Source organism: Terribacillus saccharophilus, assembly GCF_002272745.1.
Lineage (GTDB): Bacteria > Bacillota > Bacilli > Bacillales > Amphibacillaceae > Terribacillus > Terribacillus saccharophilus_B.
Window position 1 is genome coordinate 13,752 of sequence record NZ_NPBD01000019.1, and the last position, 18,029, is coordinate 31,780.

Genomic DNA, 18,029 nt, shown 5'->3' on the forward strand with positions numbered 1-18,029 from the left:
TCACCCCAGCGTGAAGCTAAACATTTGGACGCAAAAAAAGGAATATATCACTAGTAGTGATTTACTCCTTCTTCTCCATTTTATTTACCAAAAAGGCAGGATCATCTGAGAAGATGCCATCAACTTCGAATTGCAGCATCTCCTCTGTCCATTCTCTTTCGTCTCCTCGGTAATAGGCATGAACCTCGAGCTCATGATTATGTATCAAATCAACTACTGATTCTTCTAAAATTCCAGCATAGATACCCACGCCAATTGCAATATCATTAATTGCTTGTAGATCTTCCCTGTCTAGCTGCTCCAGATCTTTCTTCTTCAGCAGCTGAACCAACGTAAGTTCAGGATCGAGTTCGTGCAGTGCATGAATGCTGTCTTTGCTGAACGATTGCAGTATGACTTGTTCCATCGGGATAGCATACTGCTCTAGCAATTGCAGTAGTTGCTCTTCCATGACAAGCTCTCCCTCATCATCTTCACGTGTCTCGATATAATAATGTACTTCGCTGCCATACCGTTCCAGAATCTCTTTCATAGTTGGTACTGTCTGCCCTTCTCCCGCATCAAGCTCCTTTACCTTTTTCAAAGTAAGCTCTTCGACTAACCCCGTTCCGTCAGTTGTCCGATCAACCGTATCATCATGCATTGCAACCAATTCACCATCAACTGTCCTGCGCAAATCGATTTCGATATAATCCGCTTCATCCTCCACTGCCTGATCATAGGAGAGAAATGTATGTTCAGGCTCAACTGCAGATGCTCCGCGATGGGCAATGATTAGTGGACTATAGTCAGAATAATGGGCAGCCTCCGTATGGATTGATGAGCAGCCCGCCAGCAACAGGACACATAACAATAAAAATGTAATAGATTGTCTCATACAGCTAATTTAAAGGACCTTGATATAGATTACCATGCAGCTAGTGTTAAGAGTGAAGGCACAGGGTGGATTGGTATTTACATTGTCTTTATATTTGGATAATAGGTATCAATCCACGGATAGAATTTTGTACATAGATTCGATAATTGTCGCTCGTCTGTCATTACCAAATCAAACACATCCGCACTAATCTGAAACACCCGGTCTTCCGTATAGAACATAAGAGAAGAACACTTCCGGCCTTGAGCGGTCTGTTTACATAAAGCATTCACATTCTCTGTTGTAATATTCTTAACTGTCATATAGATGTATCTTCCTCCCTCCTCATCATGCACGTAAGTCTCCGTCCAGTTGGAGAGTTTAATGGAATTCTTCAGGTATTGTCTATCCCATATCCGCTTTGAGCCTATATAATATCCGATAAAGCCCGTCATGGAAATATGTGTGTTTACGGAGAAGATAGAGTGAACAAAATCTCGGAGAATAGGTAAGTTAGAATGATCCTCGAAATGAGACGTGGCTATTCGCAGGCGATGGGAAGCTGGTGCTTGAAAATAGATAGTGGAATCGCTATCGAAAAGATCTAGCTGCGTTATGGAAAAGTGCATATACGACTCCTTCTTTTATATATGATATGTCGATAGACTATTTTAAACCTTCACTTCATAATGCAGCTCCACAAACTGATTGAACCGTCTAGTCCTTTTTAAAGTAAGATCAGCATGATACTGTCCTTCTTTGAATAAAGGTATTCCGCTGCCAAGAAGCACAGGTGAGACAGTAAGAATCAATTCATCCAGCAATTTCTCCTTCATGAAAGAAGACAACAGCTCTCCTCCTCCGACTATCCAGATATTCCTGCCTTCTTGTTGTTTTAGCTGATTTGTGAAATTCACAACATCATCCCGGACAAATTGTACGTGCTCTGTATCCTTTACACCTGAACGCGTAAAGACATAACATGCTTTATTTTGGTAAGGAAAATCTTCAATATGGTTTATCAGCCAGTCATACGTCTTCTTACCCATCAGAACTGTATCAACTGTATCGTAGAATTCCGAATACCCGTTATCCCCTTCACCTTCCACCGAAAAGAGCCATTCCAGTGATTCCTCTTTAGTTGCTATATAACCATCCAGACTTGCGGCAATGAATAAGACTAGCTTGCGTGATTGCACAATAAAACCTCCCCATCATAATTCGCGCACATTTTGTTTAGTGTACCAAAAAGTTCAAAGTACGCAAAAAAAAGACTCCCAACCAATAGGTTGAGAGCCTTTTGAGTACCCAAAATTAACGTTTTGAGAACTGTGGAGCGCGACGTGCACCTTTAAGACCGTATTTTTTACGTTCTTTCATACGTGCGTCACGAGTTAGGAAGCCAGCTTTTTTAAGTGTACCGCGGTATTCTGGATCTGCTTCAAGAAGCGCACGAGAGATACCGTGACGGATAGCACCTGCTTGTCCTGTGAATCCACCACCCTGTACAGTTACAAGAACGTCGTAGTTGCCAGCAGTTTCTGTTGCAACTAGAGGTTGGTTGATGATTGTACGAAGTGTTTCGTATGGGAAGTAATCTTCCGCACTACGGTTGTTTACTGTTACTTGACCTGTGCCTGGTACTAGACGTACGCGGGCAGTAGAGCTTTTACGGCGACCGGTGCCGTAGTATTGTACTTGTGCCACGATTGTTTACCTCCTTTTTAATTAACCGCGAAGTGTATAAGCTTCTGGTTGTTGTGCTTGGTGTTTGTGCTCAGCGCCACGGTATACGTGAAGCTTTTTGATCATTTTACGTGCAAGTGGTCCCTTAGGAAGCATGCCTTTGATAGCAAGCTCAAGCATTTGCTCAGGGTATTTTGTACGCATTTCGTCAGCTGTACGCTGTTTCAAACCACCTGGGTGATTAGAGTGACGGTAGTAGATCTTGTCAGCAAGTTTGTTACCAGTAAGTTCGATTTTCTCAGCGTTGATGATGATTACGTTATCACCAGTGTCGGCATGTGGAGTGTAAGTTGGTTTGTGCTTACCACGTAGGATAGCAGCAACTTCACTTGCAAGACGACCAAGAGTTTGGCCTTCTGCATCCACAACAAGCCATTTGCGTTCGATATTGCTTTCGTTCGCCATGAATGTTGTACGCATGTCATTTCCTCCATTTTTTCGATTGAATCGTTCATTTATTATTCTACACAATTAGTCTTCCGGGGCTAACCGTGGTATAGAAATAAAATGCCATAAACCATAGTATATCATCATAGTCCCTCATGTCAAGAGCATGTAACACCCGAATGCGTTGTTTTACAAAAATAGTTTTCAGTAGTCCACTTTCCATAGGCAAAGTCCGCTCGCAGCAGCGGTTTTACTCGCCAAGTGCCGATCCTTCGATTCTAGTATTCTTGCCATGTCTTCCGGCTCCTTGCGTGCGTTTGCAATGTCGATTAGTGTACCTACAAGAATACGAACCATATTGTATAGGAAGCCGCTTCCTGTGAAGGTAAAGACAAGCATGTCGTCCTGCTTTTCACATACAGCTTCATAGACGGTCCGGATTTTGTCACCTTTGACTCCTGTACTTGCAGAACAAAAAGCGCTGAAGTCATGCGTCCCCTCGATAGCTGTGATAGCTTGCTGAATCCTATCTAGCTCGAGCTGATAGGGTACATGATGCACATAATGACGCTTGAACACATCCTGTTCAGGAGCATTAAGGACAAAGTACTTATACTGCTTCTGCTTTACACTGTAGCGTGCATGGAAATCTTCATCAGCTTGTGCTATGTCTATTATCCGCACATCATCCGGCAGCAAGGCATTGAGCGCTTTACGCCAATTATAGTCTCCCATACGAAGCTCCGTATCAAAATGGATAACCTGCCCTCTGGCATGCACACCTGCGTCTGTACGACCCGAGGCTTGAATCCTTATTTTTTGTCCTTTATGAATCATCATAAGTGCCTTCTGCAGCTCTCCTTGGACCGTTCGTTGCTCGTCCTGGACCTGGAAACCGGAAAAACGTGTCCCGTCATAGCTGACAGTTGCCTTCATACGTTGCGTCATCTTTGTAACTCCTAACTATAATCTCTCGTTATCAAGGCTGCAGCAACCACTATAATGAAGATGACGAGTGCCGCAACATCCCGCTTCATCACTTGCAGCTCCCGAAGCTTCGTACGTCCTTCTCCGCCGCGATAACCTCTTGCTTCCATCGCCATAGCAAGCTCCTCCGCCCGCTTAAAGGCACTGACAAACAAAGGCACTAACAACGGAATTACAGCCCGTACACGCTCCCTGAATGGCCCTGTACGGAAATCCACACCTCTGGAAGCCTGAGCGTTGGAAATCTTCTCGGTCTCCTGAAGTAATGTCGGAATAAACCGTAAGGATATAGACATCATCAGTGCCAGTTCGTGTACGGGGAACTTGAATCGGCGCAGTGGTCCTAGTAGGGCCTCGACTCCGTCTGTGATCTCTATCGGCGTGGTCGTTAACGTCAGCAGAGATGTCAAAAGGATAAGCAAAAAGAAACGCAGTGATATGACAGCTCCTTGTTCCAATGCTCCGCTATAGATCGGCAATCCGAATACATTCACCAATACAGTGCCTTCCTTTGTAACGAATAAGTGCAAGATAAACGTGAAGACAATCAGAAACCATACTGGTGTCAGCCCCTTGGCGATAAACCGCCATGGCACCTTCGTCAGAAGTGTACCTCCAACCGCAAACACTGTGAACAGGGCATAGCTGACGATGTTATTGGCAAAGAAAATGAAAATCACATAAAAGAAGATGATCAGCATCTTGATCCTCGGATCCATCCGGTGAACGATGCTATTGGTCGGAACATACTGACCGACAATCAGCAGATTGTTCATTTATTACCACCTGCCAAACCTGCCAGCTGCTCAGCGAGCCTGTCTACATTCTCTCCCTCAAAGACGACCGGTTTGCCGAAGCGTTCGGATGTCTTCTGGAGAAACTGGAATATCTCCGGCACATCAAGCTGTACCTGCTGGAGAGCTTGCCGTTTTTGAAAGACTTCTACTGGTGGCCCTTCCATATACTTTTCCCCTTTATCAAGTACAAGCATATGATCGGCGTAAGTCAGCGCGTCCTCCATGCTGTGTGTTACCAATATCGTTGTCAGCTGCTGTTCTTTATGAAGCCGGTAAAACATATCCATAATCTCACGCTGACCGCGTGGATCTAATCCTGCTGTCGGTTCATCCAGAACGAGTACACGCGGCTGCACAGCAAGCACACCTGCAATCGCAACACGACGCATTTGCCCGCCGCTAAGCTCAAATGGGGAACGGCTTAGTAAAGATAGATCCAACCCTACAGCCTCTGCACTTTCCTTTACACGCTTTGCAATCTCATTCTCAGCTACTCCGAAGTTCCGCGGGCCGAAGGCAATATCCTTCTCTACTGTTTCTTCAAATAGCTGATGCTCAGGGTATTGGAAAACAATACCCACTTGTTTACGTAGCTCTTTCGCTTGCTTAGGCTTCTTCTTTGGCTCCAGCGTATGCTCACCGATATGTACGCTTCCGCTGGTAGGTCTGACTAATCCGTTCAAGTGCTGCAATAGAGTAGATTTACCGCTGCCAGTATGCCCGACAATAGCAGTGAAGCTCCCCCCTGGCAGATGGAAGGACAGATTATTTAGCGCTTTATGCTCAAACGGGGAGTTTGCCTGATACGTATAATCTACTTGTTCGAATGTAATGTCCATAATGCATCTAACAACTCCTCGTGATCAATCGGCTGCTCATCCAGGGTAATACCTTGTCTTTCCAAAGCATGAGCAAGCTGCGTAACAAATGGCACGTCCAAACCGATCTGCTGCAGTTCAGTCTGTCTTTTTACTAATTCTCTCGGTACAGTAGTCGTCCATATTTCTCCATCGTTCATAACCAACACTCGATGCGCCTGCATCACTTCATTCAGATCGTGGGTAATAGTAATCAAACCTAGCTGCTGCGCTTCTTGAACACGATGAACAGTATCAAGGATTTCCTTCCTGCCAAGTGGGTCCAGCATCGCTGTTGCTTCATCCAGGATAATAACACTAGGAGATATAGCAAGTACACCTGCTATAGCCACACGTTGCTTCTGACCGCCAGATAGTCGGTATGGTTCATGCAGCAAGTAATCCTGCATACGTACCTGTTCTAATGAAGAAGTAATTCGATCCATCATTTCAGCACGAGGCACACCACGGTTCTCCAAGCCAAAAGCAACATCATCACGAACAGTCGTACCAACGAATTGATTGTCTGGGTTTTGGAAAACCATACCTACCTGGCGTCGTATCTCCCATATATTCTCTTCGTTCAGTGGTATGCCATTAATAATAATTTCCCCTTCAGTCGGAAACAGCAGTCCATTCATCAGCTTGGCAATCGTTGACTTGCCTGAGCCATTGTGACCGATAATCGCCAGCCATTCCCCAGCTTCTACTTGGAAACTGACATTGCGAAGTACATAGGGCTGCTCTTCCTCGTATCGGAAAGAAACATTCTTAAATTCAATCGCGTGCATGCTATTCGAGCTCCTTCGTCATTACCCGACTATTTCCGGGGAAATACTAAACGTGTTTGTCCGTTCCTGTCATTTCTATAGCTAGTATAAAGAATCCAGACAAAAAAGAAAAGCAAGCGCTAATGTTGGCGCTTGCTTTGTATGCAAAAGAAAAAGGGCCGGAATACACCTCGTGGTAGAGATTTTCCTGCCCTTGTTAATACATTATACTAGTTCAATGATTGCCATAGCGGCACCGTCACCACGACGCTGTCCAAGTTTCAACACGCGTGTGTAACCTCCTTGACGTTCTTCATAACGTCCGGCGATATCGCTGAATAGTTTTTGTACTGCGTCTTGGTTCTCGTCCGCTTTAGTACCGTACAAGAATGATGCAGCTTGACGACGAGCGTGAAGATCTCCACGTTTGCCAAGAGTGATCATTTTTTCCACTGCAGAACGAAGCTCTTTAGCTTTCGCCTCCGTTGTTTCCAATCTTTCGTGAACGATAAGATCAGTTGCAAGGTTACGCAAAAGCGCCATACGAGCATCCGTAGTACGTCCTAACTTTCTAGCCATAGGTTATCCCTCCCTTTCCTGGTGTCAAATGCTCCGCTAGGCGGGATCAGTCTTCTTTACGAAGACCAAGTCCTAAATCGATTAGTTTCTTTTTAACTTCTTCTAATGATTTACGTCCTAGGTTACGCACTTTCATCATGTCTTCTTCAGATTTATTAGCAAGTTCTTGTACCGTGTTGATTCCAGCACGTTTCAGACAGTTGTAAGAACGAACAGACAAGTCCAATTCTTCGATTGTCATCTCAAGAACTTTCTCTTTTTGGTCTTCTTCTTTTTCAACCATGATTTCGGCATTTTGTGCTTCATCAGTAAGACCTACGAAGATATTTAAATGCTCCGTATAAATCTTTGCACCAAGAGACACTGCCTCTTCAGGTCGGATACTGCCGTCAGTGAATACATCTAACGTCAGTTTGTCGAAGTTAGCCAACTGGCCAACACGCGTGTTTTCCACTTGATACGTCACTTTTGAAACTGGCGTAAAGATGGAGTCAATTGGAATGACACCAATCGGCTGATCTTCATGGTTATTCTGATCAGCTGGACGGTAGCCACGGCCGCGTTCTGCCGTAAGCTTCATATGCAAGTGAGCATTCTTACCCAAAGTTGCAATATGAAGATCCGGATTCAGTACTTCTACATCGCTATCGAAAGTGATGTCAGCAGCAGTTACTTTCCCTTCACCTTGTACATCGATCTCTAATGTTTTTTCTTCATCAGAGTAGATTTTAAGAGCCAGTTTTTTCAAGTTCAAAATGATGGTTGTCACGTCTTCTACTACGCCTTCAATCGTAGAGAATTCATGGAGCACGCCATCAATTTGAATGGAAGTTACAGCAGCGCCAGGAAGTGAGGATAATAGGATACGACGCAAGGAGTTTCCTAGTGTAGTACCATATCCACGCTCAAGCGGTTCTACAACGAACTTTCCAAATGTAGCATCATCGCTGATCTCAACCGTTTCAATCTTTGGTTTTTCAATTTCGATCATTATAAAGCCCTCCTTTAAAACGTCGAAACCCCGGTTAGAATTGCTCCTAACCGAAATTCCCCATATTGCGGTTCCCGTTTCTGCATCTTGACGATACGTTTCTTACTGTATGACCTGATCGCTTTTAAGCTATCATAACCCATTATAGACAGGGATACAAATTCTATACAGCAAGTAGGAAAAACTTATACGCGACGACGTTTAGGCGGACGGCAGCCGTTATGTGGAACTGGAGTGACGTCACGGATCGCTGTCACTTCAATACCTGCAGCCTGAAGTGAACGGATCGCAGCTTCACGACCAGCACCAGGGCCTTTAACTGTTACTTCCAAAGTCTTCATGCCGTTTTCTACAGCAACTTTAGCAGCAGCTTCAGCAGCCATCTGTGAAGCGAATGGAGTAGATTTACGGGAACCTCTGAAACCAAGGGAACCTGAGCTGCTCCAGCTGATTACGTTACCTTGTACATCAGTAATCGTAACGATTGTGTTGTTGAAAGTAGAACGGATGTGAGCAATACCAGTTTCGATATTCTTTTTCACACGACGTTTACGAGTTTGTTGTTTACGAGCCATGTTTGTTTACCTCCTTACTTATTTTTTCTTGTTAGCGATTGTACGGCGTGGGCCTTTACGAGTACGAGAGTTGTTCTTCGTTTTCTGACCACGAACCGGCAATCCACGACGGTGGCGAAGACCACGATAAGAACCGATTTCAATTAGACGCTTGATGTTAAGAGATACTTCACGGCGAAGATCCCCTTCAGTAGTGTAGCTGTCAATTGTTTGACGAATTCTGGATAGTTCGTCTTCTGTAAGATCACGAACACGTGTATCTTCAGAAACGCCAGCTTCTTTTAGTACCTTTTGCGCTGTGTTTTTTCCAATTCCATAGATGTATGTTAGGGAAATAACAACGCGTTTGTCACGCGGAATATCAATACCTGCTATACGTGCCATTAGCTACGTGCACCTCCTTGTATTATCCTTGTTTTTGCTTATGCTTAGGATTTTCACAGATTACCATTACTTTGCCTTTACGACGAATGACTTTACATTTTTCGCAAATCGGCTTTACAGATGGTCTTACCTTCATCATCTATTCCTCCTTTAGTATCGGAGCTAGTCAAATTATTTATAACGGTACGTAATACGTCCTTTAGTTAAGTCATAAGGGGAAAGCTCTACCGTTACTTTATCTCCAGGAAGAATTCGAATAAAGTGCATACGAATTTTACCGGAAACATGTGCTAAAACGGTGTGGCCATTCTCTAACTCCACCTTAAATTGCGCATTAGGCAATGTATCGGTGACAGTTCCTTCTACTTCAATTGCATCATCTTTCGCCATCGGTCTATCTCCCTTCTTCAAATCTCTTCACGGTATGATTGACATAAGTAGATATCGCAAATCGCAGTTTACCATTGGTTACGCGACCAGCTTCTAGAAGGCTGCGGCGGACTTCCGGTGATACATACGGCAGTGGATTCACATGACGCAAAGCTTTGCGCTTCGGTGAATCATACTTTCGTTTCTCTCCGTCAGCAAGCAACACAAAACGACTGTCAATTTTTCGAATGACAATCGCAAGCTGACCTGCTTCTCGCCCATGTGCGATACGAACAACCTGACCAATCCGTGGACTTGTATCCGTTTCGCTCAAACATGATCACCTTCATCATAGCTTATTTCGAAGCTGTGCGTAAGTTAGCATTCTATGCTGCAAACAAGGAGCATATTCTACCACTTTTCTGTCTGAAAGTCCAGGTTAGAAAAGCTGCATGTTAGGGAATCTATATTAAGTCCACAAATTGAGTCACAATTTGTTTCATGATTGTTCATATTCAGCCTTGTCAATTAGCGTCAGGATATCAGTAAGGCACGGTTCCGATGATGGAAGCTTGAACGAATTGCGAGTCGCAAATCGTTTCAACTCTACCACGAGGTCTATTATACTCTATCAAGGGATAGAATGCATCCTTACGCTATCTCGAGCCTAAAGAGCAATTCCACCCGTACTAAAAGAGTATAGCTTGCACACCTGTATCAGCGAAGATTATTCAAGCGCTGATCGATGTCGTGGAAGACCTGATCGATTGCTTGGTCACCGTTCACTGTTACAAGATAGCCCTTATCGTTGTAGAAGTCCAATATCGGTTTCTGTTGCTCGATATTGACTTCCAAACGTTTTTTCACCGTTTCCGGCTTATCGTCGTCTCGCTGGATCAGCGCAGTACCATCCTTGTCGCATACCCCTTCTTCTTTCGGAGGGTTATAGACGGTATGATACGTAGTGCCGCATGTCGGACAAACCCATCTGCCAGATAAACGCTCCACCAAATTCTCCTGAGGAACCTCTACATGTAAGACGTAATCTACATTAGCATTCAAATCGTCCAGCAATGCGTCAAGCGCCTCTGCCTGAGCAAGCGTACGAGGAAAACCGTCAAGTAAAAATCCGTTGTTGGTGTCATCCTTACCTAAACGGTCACGGACTATACCAATTGTTACTTCATCCGGAACTAGTTTCCCCTGGTCCATGAAAGCTTTCGCTTCACGGCCAAGCTCCGTTCCTTCTTTTATTGCAGCTCGGAACATATCTCCTGTTGAGATATGAGGGATGCTATATTTATCTACAATCTTCTCTGCCTGTGTACCTTTACCGGCACCCGGCAGACCCATAAGAATTAAATTCAACGAAATTCCCCTCGCTCTCGTCTGTTTGTAGACTGTTCTCTATTTCATGAAGCCTCGGTAATGACGCTTCACTAACTGGCTTTCTAGCTGTTTCATCGTCTGCAACGCTACCCCTACCACGATCAGTAGGCTCGTTCCTCCGATTTGGACAGAAGTCGGCAAGTTGGCAATAGAGCCTAAGATAATAGGCAATACAGCTACAGCAGCCAAGAAGAGAGACCCAACGAAGGTTAAACGATACATCACACTGGTGAGGTACGTTTCCGTGCTTTTCCCTGGGCGAATACCCGGGATGTAGCCACCTTGCTTGTTTAAGTTCTCTGCCATTTGTTCCGGATTAACCTGAACAAATGTATAGAAATAACTAAATGCAAGAATCAGGACTACATAGATTACCATCCCAATTGGTTGCGTATAATCGAATACGTTCTCGATCGTAGTTGCTACATTTCCTTCAAAGAAACTCGCGATTGTACGCGGAGCATAGATAAAGGAAACTGCGAAAATTACAGGGATTACTCCAGCAGCGTTTACTTTAATCGGCAAGTGGGTGGACTGACCGCCTACTTGTGAACGACTAGTGGTACGCTTCGAATACTGGATTGGAATTTTACGAAGTGCTTGAGTGATATAAATCACACCAACAATTACGGCAATGATCACGATAGCGATAATTGCAACGATCACGACATTAAGGAATAAATCATCACCAGGATTGCTGAAGTACTGTTCCCAAAGCTGGTTTAAACCATTTGGAATTGCAGCAGCGATACCGGCGAAGATAATAATGGAAATACCATTACCTACACCATGAGCTGTGATCTGTTCTCCTAACCACATCAAGAATGCTGTTCCTGCAGTCAATACGATTGTAATGACAGCGAACTTATAAAAACTTGGATCGGAAATGAGCATACCGCCGGATAACTGATTGAATCCGATGGACATACCTACCGCCTGTATTAACGCTAGCACGATAGTGGCATAACGAGTCACTTGTGCCAACTTACGACGTCCCATCTCTCCTTGCTTTTTCCACTCACTGAATGTCGGGATGACATCCATTTGCAGAAGCTGCATGATGATCGAGGCAGTGATGTACGGCATGATACCCATCGCAAGGATGGAGAAGTTCTGCAATGCACCGCCGCCAAAAGTATTCAGAAATCCGAATACGTTCTGCTGATTCATAAAGTCGATCGCGGAACGATCGGTAAATGGAACAGGAATAAACGTACCGAGTCTGAAAATGATCAGCATTAGCAATGTAAAGATGATTTTATTTCGTATATCTTTTACACGCATAAAATTGGAGATTGTACGAAACATTAGATCACCTCTGTTTGACCGCCCGCTGCCTCAATCGCTTCTTTAGCAGAAGCTGAGAACTTGTGAGCTTTAACAGTAAGTTTCTTTTCGATGTTTCCGTTTCCTAGAACTTTAATACCGGCTCTCAATTTGCTAACAACTCCGCTTTCAAGTAGAAGCTCTGGAGTTACCTCTGTACCCTCTTCAAAACGGTTAAGGGTTTCAAGGTTAACAATTGAGTACTCAGTACGGTGGATGTTTGTGAATCCACGTTTAGGAAGACGTTGGAATAGTGGCATTTGGCCACCTTCGAAACCTAGACGTACACCGCCGCCAGAGCGTGCATTTTGTCCTTTATGTCCACGGCCGGATGTTTTACCGTTACCTGAAGACATACCACGACCTACACGATTGCGAGTTTTACGTGTTCCTTCTGCTGACTTCAATTCATGAAGTTTCATAATGGCACCTCCTCTTTTACATTTAAATCATTATACTTCTTTAACTGATACTAGATGAGAAACTCTGTTGATCATGCCGCGAACAGTTGGATTGTCTTCCAAAACAACTGACTGACGGATCTTTCTAAGGCCTAGAGCTTGAACAGTTTTGCGCTGTTTTTCTAGTCTTCCGATCGTACTGCGCGTGAGGGTGATTTCTAATTTGTTAGCCATGTGCTTTCCCTCCTTATCCTAACAGTTCTTCTACAGACTTTCCACGAAGTTTCGCAACTTCTTCTGCACGTTTCAATCTGCTAAGTCCGTTAAGTGTTGCACGAACCATGTTGATTGGAGTGTTAGAACCAAGTGATTTAGAAAGGATGTCTCCGATACCACCAAGCTCAAGTACCGCACGTACAGGTCCACCGGCGATAACTCCAGTACCTTCTGCAGCTGGCTTCATCAAGATGTTGCCGGCGCCGAATTCACCGATGATTTCATGTGGAATAGTTGTACCAACGATAGGTATAGTAATTAGATTTTTCTTCGCGTCTTCAATAGCTTTACGGATCGCTTCTGGTACTTCTTGTGCTTTACCAGTACCGAAACCTACATGGCCGTTTTTGTCGCCTACTACTACAAGAGCAGCGAAACGGAAACGACGACCACCTTTTACTACTTTAGCAACACGGTTAACCGTTACTACGCGTTCTTCAAGATCAAGTTTGTTCGGGTCAATTGTTGTACGCAAGTTGTGTCCCTCCTTTTTAGATTAGAATTTAAGACCAGCTTCACGAGCTGCTTCAGCCAATGCTTTTACACGTCCGTGGTAAAGGTAGCCTCCACGGTCAAATACGATAGTTGTTACGCCAGCTTCTTTCGCACGGTTAGCAACTGCTTCTCCGACCTTTTGAGCTGCTTCAACATTGCTTGTAGATTCTAGGCTAAGGCTAGCATCCTTAGTAGAAGCACTTGCAAGTGTTTTACCAGTTGTATCATCGATCAACTGTGCGTAGATGTGCTTGTTAGAACGGAAAACGTTCAAACGTGGGCGCTCAGATGTTCCTGAAATGCTTTTACGAACACGATTATGTCTTCTCTTACGCGATTCGTTTTTTGCAACTTTTGTAATCATTCAGGTCACTCCTTTCTGGTTTAACGAAAATCTTATTTCGCTGTTTTACCTTCTTTACGACGTACGAATTCGCCTTCGTAACGGATTCCTTTACCTTTATAAGGCTCTGGAGGACGGATTGCACGGATGTTAGCAGCTACTGCGCCAACAGCTTCCTTATCGATACCTTTAACAACTACACGAGTGTTAGAAGGAACTTCGATTTCAATACCGTCACGGTGTTCAACTTCAACTGGATGAGAGTAACCAGCGTTGATCACGACTTTGTTGCCTTGTTTAGTAGCACGATAACCTACACCGATGATTTCAAGAGCTTTCTCATAACCAGCGTGTACGCCTTGTACCATGTTTCCAAGGATGGAACGAGTAGTTCCGTGAAGAGCACGGTGTTCCTTGCTGTCAGTTGGGCGTTCAACAGTAAGAACGTTCTCTTCAAGTTTGATCACCATATCTTGGTGGAATGTACGAGTCAATTCACCTTTAGGACCTTTTACAGTCACAGTGTTGTTTTCATTTTTGAATTCAACGCCTGCAGGGATTTCAAGAATCTTTTTACCTACGCGGGACATATGTGCACCTCCTTACTAATTGTTGGGAATTACCAAACGTATGCTAGCACTTCGCCGCCGACAGCTTGCTCACGTGCTTCTTTATCAGACAATACGCCTTTAGAAGTTGAAACAACTGCGATACCAAGTCCGTTAAGGACACGTGGAATTTCAGTAGATTTCGCGTAAACACGAAGACCAGGTTTACTGATACGTTTGATACCAGTGATAACACGCTCGTCGTTTTTACCATATTTCAAAAAGATGCGTAGAACACCTTGTTTGTCATCTTCTACGAATTCGTAATCACGAATAAAGCCTTCACGTTTAAGGATATCAGCAACATCCTTTTTCAGCTTAGAAGCAGGAAGCTCCAGTTTTTCATGACGAACAGTGTTTGCATTACGAATACGAGTTAGCATATCTGCGATAGGATCTGTCATAACCATTAATCATTACCTCCTTCCCTGATTTAGGGGATTACCAGCTTGCTTTTTTAACGCCAGGAATTTGACCTTTATAGGCTAGTTCGCGGAAACAAATACGGCATAGCTTGAATTTACGTAGTACAGAGTGTGGACGTCCGCAACGTTCGCAGCGTGTGTACTCTTGTACTTTAAATTTCTGTGGGCGTTGTTGTTTCACGATCATAGATTTTTTAGCCACAATATTCCCTCCTTTTTACCTTTATTTTTGGAAAGGCATGCCTAGCTGAGTAAGTAGCTCACGAGCTTCTTCGTCAGTGTTGGCTGTAGTTACGATAACGATGTCCATTCCACGTACTTTACTTACTTTATCGTAATTGATTTCTGGGAAGATTAGCTGTTCTTTAACACCTAGTGTATAGTTACCACGACCATCAAACGCTTTGTTTGAGATACCACGGAAGTCACGTACACGTGGAAGGGAAACTGCGACTAGTTTTTGAAGGAATTCATACATACGCTCTCCGCGCAATGTAACTTTCGCTCCGATTGGCATACCTTCACGAAGACGGAAACCTGCGATAGATTTCTTAGCTTTCGTGATGATTGGCTGCTGACCAGCAAGCAAAGACAATTCCTCTACTGCAGAATCAAGTGCTTTAGAGTTTTGAACGGCGTCACCGACACCCATGTTAATAACGATCTTTTCGATCTTTGGTACTTGCATTACAGATTTATAGCTGAATTTTTCCATTAGAGATGGAGAAATCTCGCCTTGATATCTTTGTTTCAATTCATTCATCGAGTAGCCCTCCTTTCAGAAGAAATTATTTATCGATAGCTTGACCGGATTTCTTAGCGATACGGACTTTTTTGCCGTCTTTCACTTCGTAGCCTACGCGAGTTGGCTCTCCAGTTTTAGGATCGATCAGCATTACGTTAGAAACGTGAATCGCTGCTTCGATTTCAAGGATTCCGCCCTGCGGGTTATCCTGAGAAGGTTTCGCGTGTTTTTTGACGATGTTTATTCCTTCGACAAGAACACGGTCTTTCTTCGGATAAGCTTCAAGGATGGTACCTTCTTTACCACGATCTTTACCAGTGATTACTTTAACTTTGTCACCTTTTTTAACATGCATGTGTACTGCACCTCCTTAACAAGGCATTAAGAGTTTTTACAATACTTCAGGAGCAAGGGAAACGATCTTCATGAACTTAGCATCACGCAATTCACGTGCAACTGGTCCGAAGATACGAGTTCCTCTTGGGCTCTTGTCATCTCTTACGATAACAGCTGCGTTTTCGTCGAATTTGATGTAAGAACCATCTTTGCGACGAACACCGCTTTTCGTACGTACGATTACAGCTTTAACAACTTCACCTTTTTTGACAACGCCACCAGGTGTTGCTTGTTTCACCGTACAAACGATTACGTCACCAATGTTAGCTGTTTTACGACCAGATCCGCCTAGCACTTTAATTGTTAGGACTTCACGAGCACCAGAGTTATCAGCGACTTTCAAACGAGTCTCTTGTTGAATCATACGAGTGTTACCTCCCTTCGGAATCCTTCCGAGCGATCTTAAATTAGATAATTACTGCTTCTTCTACTACTTCAACCAAACGAAAACGTTTCGTTGCAGATAATGGACGAGTTTCCATGATACGGACCAAGTCACCAGTTTTTGCTGTACCGTTTTCATCATGCGCTTTTAGCTTTTTAGAATACTTAACACGCTTGCCGTACAGCTTGTGAGTTTTGTAGGTTTCAACAAGAACAGTGATTGTTTTATCCATTTTATCGGATACAACACGTCCAACGTAGACTTTACGATTGTTACGTTCACTCATGTCGCGAACCTCCTCTCGGAATTTAGTTATTTACGCTTAATTCTCTTTCACGAACAACAGTCTTCATGCGAGCAATTGTCTTACGGACTGTGCGAATACGTGCTGTATTCTCAAGTTGTCCAGTAGCTAATTGGAAGCGCAGGTTGAAAAGTTCTTCTTTAAGAGACTTAACTTTTTGTTCAATTTCGGCAGTGGTCAGTTCTTTGATTTCATTAGCCTTCATTGATTTCACCACCAATTTCTTCACGTTTTACGATCTTAGTTCTAATTGGCAGTTTGTGAGAAGCAAGACGCAATGCTTCGCGAGCCACCTCTTCAGATACTCCAGCAATTTCGAACATGATCTTACCAGGTTTCGTTACAGCAACCCAGCCTTCAGGAGAACCTTTACCGGAACCCATTCGGACTTCTAGAGGTTTTTTCGTGTATGGCTTATCTGGGAAGATTTTGATCCATACTTTACCGCCACGTTTCATGTAACGAGTCATAGCGATACGAGCAGATTCGATTTGACGGCTAGTGATCCAAGCTGGATCAACAGCTTGTAGACCCCATTCACCAAATGCAACTTCTGTACCGCCTTTAGCACGGCCATTCAATTTACCACGGTGTTGTCTACGATATTTTACGCGTTTAGGCATTAACATAATGCTTTTCCCCCTTCCTTATCGGTTGTTTTTAGTTGGAAGGACTTCGCCACGATAGATCCATACTTTAACGCCAAGCTTACCATAAGTTGTATCAGCTTCAGCTGTGCCATAGTCGATGTCAGCACGTAGAGTATGAAGTGGAACTGTTCCTTCGCTGTAAGATTCTGCACGAGCGATATCTGCTCCGCCTAGACGACCGGAAACTTGTGTACGGATACCTTTAGCACCAGCACGCATTGCACGTTGCAATGTTTGTTTCTGTGCACGACGGAATGAGATACGGTTTTCAAGTTGACGAGCGATGTTGTCTGCTACCAATTTAGCATCAAGATCTACACGTTTCACTTCAACGATGTTGATGTGAACACGTTTGCCAGTCAGGCTGTTCAATGCTTTACGAAGTGCTTCCACTTCAGAACCGCCTTTACCGATTACCATACCAGGTTTACCAGTGTGAATAGAAATATTTACACGGTTAGCAGCACGTTCGATCTCCACTTTAGAAAGTGCAGCATCTTTCAAACGTTGTTCTAGATAATCACGAATTCTGATATCTTCATGTAGTAAATCAGCGTAATCTTTGCCACCGTACCACTTGGATTCCCAGTCACGGATGACGCCGACGCGAAGACCTATCGGATGTACTTTTTGACCCACTGCTTAACCCTCCTTCTTTTCTGTAACAACCACTGTAATGTGGCTAGTACGTTTGTTGATTTGGCTTGCGCGGCCTTGAGCGCGTGGACGGAAACGTTTCAATGTAGCACCTTCGTTTACGAATGCTTCAGAGATAACAAGGTTATCCGTATCCATTTCATAGTTGTGCTCTGCGTTAGCAACTGCAGAACGAAGTACTTTTTCTACTGCCAATGATGCACCACGCTGAGTGTGACGCAAAATCGCAACAGCTTCTCCGACATTTTTTCCTCGAATTAAATCAACAACTAAGCGGACCTTACGAGGAGCAATGCGAACTGATTTTGCCATAGCTTTTGCTTGCATTTAG

32 protein-coding genes and 1 pseudogene are annotated in these 18,029 nt (G+C 43.9%); all 33 read right to left on the reverse strand.

Annotation, left to right across the window (positions count from 1 at the left end):
- Window positions 1-61: 61 nt before the first annotated feature.
- The 33 genes and pseudogenes from CHH58_RS17250 to rplV all read right to left on the reverse strand — a co-directional run bounded on the left by CHH58_RS17250 (window position 62) and on the right by rplV (window position 18,025).
- Window positions 62-877: a glycerophosphodiester phosphodiesterase family protein gene (locus tag CHH58_RS17250; protein WP_095262905.1), complete on the reverse strand. Its 816-nt coding sequence runs from the start codon at window positions 875-877 to the stop codon at window positions 62-64.
- Between the two features lie 77 nt (window positions 878-954).
- The gene (locus CHH58_RS17255; RefSeq protein ID WP_095231166.1) at window positions 955-1,485 is read right to left on the reverse strand and encodes a hypothetical protein; all 531 of its coding nucleotides are present in this window, start codon (window positions 1,483-1,485) and stop codon (window positions 955-957) included.
- 42 nt (window positions 1,486-1,527) lie between these two features.
- Window positions 1,528-2,058 (reverse strand): dihydrofolate reductase family protein, encoded by a 531-nt coding sequence (locus CHH58_RS17260; RefSeq protein ID WP_095233788.1) that lies wholly within the window; start codon window positions 2,056-2,058, stop codon window positions 1,528-1,530.
- A gap of 112 nt (window positions 2,059-2,170) precedes the next feature.
- On the reverse strand, window positions 2,171-2,563 hold the full coding sequence (rpsI, locus tag CHH58_RS17265; RefSeq protein WP_038565267.1) for a 30S ribosomal protein S9: 393 nt from the start codon (window positions 2,561-2,563) through the stop codon (window positions 2,171-2,173).
- Between the two features lie 21 nt (window positions 2,564-2,584).
- Window positions 2,585-3,022, reverse strand: coding sequence for a 50S ribosomal protein L13 (rplM, locus tag CHH58_RS17270; RefSeq protein WP_095220661.1), 438 nt, complete (start codon window positions 3,020-3,022; stop codon window positions 2,585-2,587).
- Between the two features lie 171 nt (window positions 3,023-3,193).
- The gene (gene truA, locus CHH58_RS17275; protein ID WP_095233787.1) at window positions 3,194-3,937 is read right to left on the reverse strand and encodes a tRNA pseudouridine(38-40) synthase TruA; all 744 of its coding nucleotides are present in this window, start codon (window positions 3,935-3,937) and stop codon (window positions 3,194-3,196) included.
- 11 nt (window positions 3,938-3,948) lie between these two features.
- On the reverse strand, window positions 3,949-4,752 hold the full coding sequence (locus tag CHH58_RS17280; protein ID WP_095231163.1) for an energy-coupling factor transporter transmembrane component T family protein: 804 nt from the start codon (window positions 4,750-4,752) through the stop codon (window positions 3,949-3,951).
- A complete protein-coding gene (locus CHH58_RS17285) occupies window positions 4,749-5,612 on the reverse strand; it encodes an energy-coupling factor ABC transporter ATP-binding protein (protein WP_095261601.1) in 864 nt (287 codons plus the stop codon). Before CHH58_RS17285 ends, CHH58_RS17280 begins: the two co-directional genes overlap by 4 nt.
- Window positions 5,588-6,421, reverse strand: a complete 834-nt coding sequence (locus tag CHH58_RS17290; protein WP_095234753.1) for an energy-coupling factor ABC transporter ATP-binding protein — start codon at window positions 6,419-6,421, stop codon at window positions 5,588-5,590. The genes CHH58_RS17285 and CHH58_RS17290 overlap by 25 nt, the downstream gene beginning before the upstream one ends.
- Before the next feature lie 204 nt (window positions 6,422-6,625).
- Window positions 6,626-6,979, reverse strand: a complete 354-nt coding sequence (gene rplQ / locus CHH58_RS17295) for a 50S ribosomal protein L17 (RefSeq protein ID WP_038565254.1) — start codon at window positions 6,977-6,979, stop codon at window positions 6,626-6,628.
- 46 nt (window positions 6,980-7,025) lie between these two features.
- Complete coding sequence (locus CHH58_RS17300; RefSeq protein ID WP_038565251.1) at window positions 7,026-7,970, reverse strand: DNA-directed RNA polymerase subunit alpha; 945 nt, start codon at window positions 7,968-7,970, stop codon at window positions 7,026-7,028.
- A gap of 185 nt (window positions 7,971-8,155) precedes the next feature.
- The gene (rpsK, locus tag CHH58_RS17305; protein ID WP_038565248.1) at window positions 8,156-8,545 is read right to left on the reverse strand and encodes a 30S ribosomal protein S11; all 390 of its coding nucleotides are present in this window, start codon (window positions 8,543-8,545) and stop codon (window positions 8,156-8,158) included.
- Between the two features lie 18 nt (window positions 8,546-8,563).
- A complete protein-coding gene (gene rpsM / locus CHH58_RS17310; protein WP_038565245.1) occupies window positions 8,564-8,929 on the reverse strand; it encodes a 30S ribosomal protein S13 in 366 nt (121 codons plus the stop codon).
- 22 nt (window positions 8,930-8,951) lie between these two features.
- Window positions 8,952-9,065, reverse strand: a complete 114-nt coding sequence (gene rpmJ / locus CHH58_RS17315) for a 50S ribosomal protein L36 (protein WP_003156543.1) — start codon at window positions 9,063-9,065, stop codon at window positions 8,952-8,954.
- Window positions 9,066-9,100: 35 nt separating this feature from the next.
- Complete coding sequence (infA, locus tag CHH58_RS17320) at window positions 9,101-9,319, reverse strand: translation initiation factor IF-1 (protein ID WP_038565240.1); 219 nt, start codon at window positions 9,317-9,319, stop codon at window positions 9,101-9,103.
- Between the two features lie 4 nt (window positions 9,320-9,323).
- Window positions 9,324-9,632, reverse strand: coding sequence for a KOW domain-containing RNA-binding protein (locus CHH58_RS17325; RefSeq protein ID WP_095231160.1), 309 nt, complete (start codon window positions 9,630-9,632; stop codon window positions 9,324-9,326).
- A 383-nt stretch (window positions 9,633-10,015) separates the two neighbouring features.
- On the reverse strand, window positions 10,016-10,666 hold the full coding sequence (locus CHH58_RS17330; protein ID WP_095231159.1) for an adenylate kinase: 651 nt from the start codon (window positions 10,664-10,666) through the stop codon (window positions 10,016-10,018).
- Window positions 10,667-10,705: 39 nt separating this feature from the next.
- Window positions 10,706-11,995, reverse strand: a complete 1,290-nt coding sequence (gene secY, locus CHH58_RS17335; protein ID WP_038565234.1) for a preprotein translocase subunit SecY — start codon at window positions 11,993-11,995, stop codon at window positions 10,706-10,708.
- Window positions 11,995-12,435: a 50S ribosomal protein L15 gene (rplO, locus tag CHH58_RS17340; RefSeq protein WP_038565232.1), complete on the reverse strand. Its 441-nt coding sequence runs from the start codon at window positions 12,433-12,435 to the stop codon at window positions 11,995-11,997. Before rplO ends, secY begins: the two co-directional genes overlap by 1 nt.
- 30 nt (window positions 12,436-12,465) lie before the next feature.
- A complete protein-coding gene (rpmD, locus tag CHH58_RS17345) occupies window positions 12,466-12,648 on the reverse strand; it encodes a 50S ribosomal protein L30 (RefSeq protein ID WP_038565229.1) in 183 nt (60 codons plus the stop codon).
- Between the two features lie 13 nt (window positions 12,649-12,661).
- Complete coding sequence (gene rpsE, locus CHH58_RS17350) at window positions 12,662-13,165, reverse strand: 30S ribosomal protein S5 (RefSeq protein WP_038565226.1); 504 nt, start codon at window positions 13,163-13,165, stop codon at window positions 12,662-12,664.
- Window positions 13,166-13,186: 21 nt separating this feature from the next.
- The gene (gene rplR / locus CHH58_RS17355) at window positions 13,187-13,549 is read right to left on the reverse strand and encodes a 50S ribosomal protein L18 (protein ID WP_038565223.1); all 363 of its coding nucleotides are present in this window, start codon (window positions 13,547-13,549) and stop codon (window positions 13,187-13,189) included.
- A gap of 32 nt (window positions 13,550-13,581) precedes the next feature.
- Window positions 13,582-14,118, reverse strand: a complete 537-nt coding sequence (rplF, locus tag CHH58_RS17360; protein ID WP_095231158.1) for a 50S ribosomal protein L6 — start codon at window positions 14,116-14,118, stop codon at window positions 13,582-13,584.
- 29 nt (window positions 14,119-14,147) lie between these two features.
- Window positions 14,148-14,546: a 30S ribosomal protein S8 gene (gene rpsH, locus CHH58_RS17365; protein ID WP_038565217.1), complete on the reverse strand. Its 399-nt coding sequence runs from the start codon at window positions 14,544-14,546 to the stop codon at window positions 14,148-14,150.
- Between the two features lie 31 nt (window positions 14,547-14,577).
- Entirely contained in the window at window positions 14,578-14,763 is a 186-nt protein-coding gene (locus CHH58_RS17370) for a type Z 30S ribosomal protein S14 (RefSeq protein WP_038565213.1), read from the reverse strand.
- A 21-nt stretch (window positions 14,764-14,784) separates the two neighbouring features.
- Window positions 14,785-15,324, reverse strand: a complete 540-nt coding sequence (gene rplE, locus CHH58_RS17375; protein WP_038565210.1) for a 50S ribosomal protein L5 — start codon at window positions 15,322-15,324, stop codon at window positions 14,785-14,787.
- A 25-nt stretch (window positions 15,325-15,349) separates the two neighbouring features.
- Window positions 15,350-15,661 (reverse strand): 50S ribosomal protein L24, encoded by a 312-nt coding sequence (gene rplX / locus CHH58_RS17380; RefSeq protein WP_038565207.1) that lies wholly within the window; start codon window positions 15,659-15,661, stop codon window positions 15,350-15,352.
- A 36-nt stretch (window positions 15,662-15,697) separates the two neighbouring features.
- Window positions 15,698-16,066, reverse strand: coding sequence for a 50S ribosomal protein L14 (rplN, locus tag CHH58_RS17385; RefSeq protein WP_038565204.1), 369 nt, complete (start codon window positions 16,064-16,066; stop codon window positions 15,698-15,700).
- A gap of 43 nt (window positions 16,067-16,109) precedes the next feature.
- Window positions 16,110-16,373, reverse strand: a complete 264-nt coding sequence (gene rpsQ, locus CHH58_RS17390) for a 30S ribosomal protein S17 (RefSeq protein WP_038565201.1) — start codon at window positions 16,371-16,373, stop codon at window positions 16,110-16,112.
- 22 nt (window positions 16,374-16,395) lie between these two features.
- On the reverse strand, window positions 16,396-16,596 hold the full coding sequence (gene rpmC, locus CHH58_RS17395; RefSeq protein WP_038565198.1) for a 50S ribosomal protein L29: 201 nt from the start codon (window positions 16,594-16,596) through the stop codon (window positions 16,396-16,398).
- The gene (rplP, locus tag CHH58_RS17400) at window positions 16,586-17,020 is read right to left on the reverse strand and encodes a 50S ribosomal protein L16 (RefSeq protein ID WP_095220651.1); all 435 of its coding nucleotides are present in this window, start codon (window positions 17,018-17,020) and stop codon (window positions 16,586-16,588) included. Before rplP ends, rpmC begins: the two co-directional genes overlap by 11 nt.
- Window positions 17,014-17,680 (reverse strand): annotated as a pseudogene (rpsC, locus tag CHH58_RS17405) (30S ribosomal protein S3). Before rpsC ends, rplP begins: the two are co-directional and overlap by 7 nt.
- A 3-nt stretch (window positions 17,681-17,683) precedes the next feature.
- Window positions 17,684-18,025 carry a 50S ribosomal protein L22 gene (gene rplV, locus CHH58_RS17410; RefSeq protein WP_038565189.1) on the reverse strand — a complete coding sequence of 114 codons (342 nt, stop codon included), beginning with the start codon at window positions 18,023-18,025 and terminating at the stop codon, window positions 17,684-17,686.
- Window positions 18,026-18,029: the final 4 nt, after the last annotated feature.